A 2078-nucleotide genomic window follows, 5' to 3' on the forward strand; every position below is an offset into this window, starting at 1 on the left:
ACATCTGCTGCTCCCGCTATCCCACTCATTTCAGCTTCCGAGAGCTCTGTGAAAGTATCTCCAGCTGGGTGGTTAACCTCACCATCGACTGACATTCTGTACATAGGGTCTTTCCAAGCGCGAACTAAGTTTCCATTAGTCATAAAAATACACCTCCTTTCTCTTAAAAATATACTCGGAAAATAGCTTTCCGAATTAGCTCTAGTCTTTTGACTAGAACTTTTATATTGCTTCACCTCAAAAATGAGATGAGAACAATCTTCCCAAGATAAATACTTGTTCACATAGCAATTAAGTGAGGGTACTTTTCACCTCTTAATTAAAAAGAATTTAATTTTAACAGTATCCGCTTACATTAGTATTATTTGATTTTTATCACTGAACAACTTGATGGCTTTATCGTGATAAATTCTTTTGGATTTATCACAAATTTCGGAGTTACTGACATTATGATTCAATAATTACATTTTATCGTAAAGCCATATTAGATTTGGCGTAAAAACATAGCCCGATTATGAGATATTAGAACACTGTGTGATGTCTCAAACATTATTGATCAGATTATCTTGTTCCTAACCAGAGGATGGAAGAATTTTTAAACAAAAAATAATTTTCTTCCTTTCCTTTCCAGCGTGTTAAGAGTGACTAAGTGACTTAGAAATTTATAAGAGTTCATGAAATAGGATTATTATACTGATATGGTGACCGGGATTTGAATTTATATCTTTGCCTGAAAAGGGGGACGTCTTCACTGCTTGATCAAAAGAACATATTATAAAAACTACCGACTGATAGAAGATTCTAGTTAAATATAATAGTTTATTATTTTTAAAAGCAAACCTTCCATATAAAGGAATATAGAATTACATCTTAAATGGAAGGGCAAGAAAAGCCTGACAAAAACTAGAGGTGCTGAACTGAAAACTAAAAACACTAGTTCAAGATATTGTTAAGTAGAAGATAAAGCCTTTATTTGGATATTTACTTTTTATTTTGATAGGACTTAGATTTAAAATCCTGAGTAGTACTATCTCATAAGTATATAGACTAACTTCTTTAATGTAATTTACGGAGAGTTAAGGTGCATTATTTAAAATTTATATTTAGGAGTCAATTTCATAATTGCTCTTTTTAAAAATACAAAGACGTACAGAATTTCTAATTTGTATTTTTAAAAATAGAAATCATGCGGTTTGTTGCTGATTCAATTGTGCATTTATTCGATCTGCTGCTAGTTTTGAAGCGTTGTAAATCAGTGTTACGATGTCAAAGTGAACTTTTGCACGTTTTCCAGTACGATAACGAACATTATTAAGCTGAAAAAATTCCTTCAGATAGGCATTTACTCGTTCTACAGCGGTGCGACGTTTGAATATGTTTTTCCATGCTTGTGATCCACGTGCTGGTGCGGTGTACCTTCGCAGGTCTGTCGTAATTTTAACTTTATAAACCTTTTGGCAAATCCCTTCGTTAGCTAATGGACATTCTTTACACTCTTTTGGACTTGTATATTTTAAGGTTTCGTATTTCTTGTCAAAGCTATCATAACGATAGGAATGCTCTCTAAAACAAGTTGGGGCAAAGTGTTTATCAAACCCTATGGGTTCCCCTTCATTTCGTTTATTATACGCAATAACGGATTGGTGGCCCATTCGGTTTACCTGTTCGTAAATGGGTTCATAATCATAACCCGCATCCATGGTCTGATAGCGCAAAGATGGAAGTGAAAGGCGTTCGTCCATCCCTTTTAGTAACGGGATGGCTGCCTTACCATCATTTAAGCTCCCGGATGAAAACATGGATTGTAGAATATATTGACTGGATGCTCCGACAGCCAGGTGCCCTTTAAATCCAAACCAAAAGACATTATTGCCTTCTGAGTTCTTCTTCACCCCCCATGTTGGGCCTTGAGGAACTTCAGCACGTAGTTCATCTAAGCTAACGTCTAATTGTGTAAACTAGCACATTATTCCAGGTCATCTATTTCAAACTAATTCAGCTGTTTATCTGGGGTAATGTGCTATTATTTTCACTTTATTTCATATGTGAAAAAGAATATGCACGCTATTTCTCTACTA

1 protein-coding gene and 1 pseudogene are annotated in these 2078 nt (G+C 34.8%); both read right to left on the reverse strand.

The window, feature by feature from the left end; all coding sequences use genetic code 11:
- The coding region (locus GN217_RS19505) for a mersacidin/lichenicidin family type 2 lantibiotic (protein ID WP_156857986.1) at positions 1 to 143 on the reverse strand (143 nt) is incomplete at its 3' end.
- Positions 144 to 1184: 1041 nt separating this feature from the next.
- Positions 1185 to 1952: pseudogene (locus tag GN217_RS17800) on the reverse strand (transposase); the annotation flags it as partial.
- Between the last annotated feature and the right edge of the window lie 126 nt (positions 1953 to 2078).

It is taken from the genome of Oceanobacillus sp. AG, assembly GCF_009746545.1.
In the GTDB taxonomy this organism is placed as follows: Bacteria; Bacillota; Bacilli; order Bacillales; family Amphibacillaceae; genus Oceanobacillus; species Oceanobacillus indicireducens.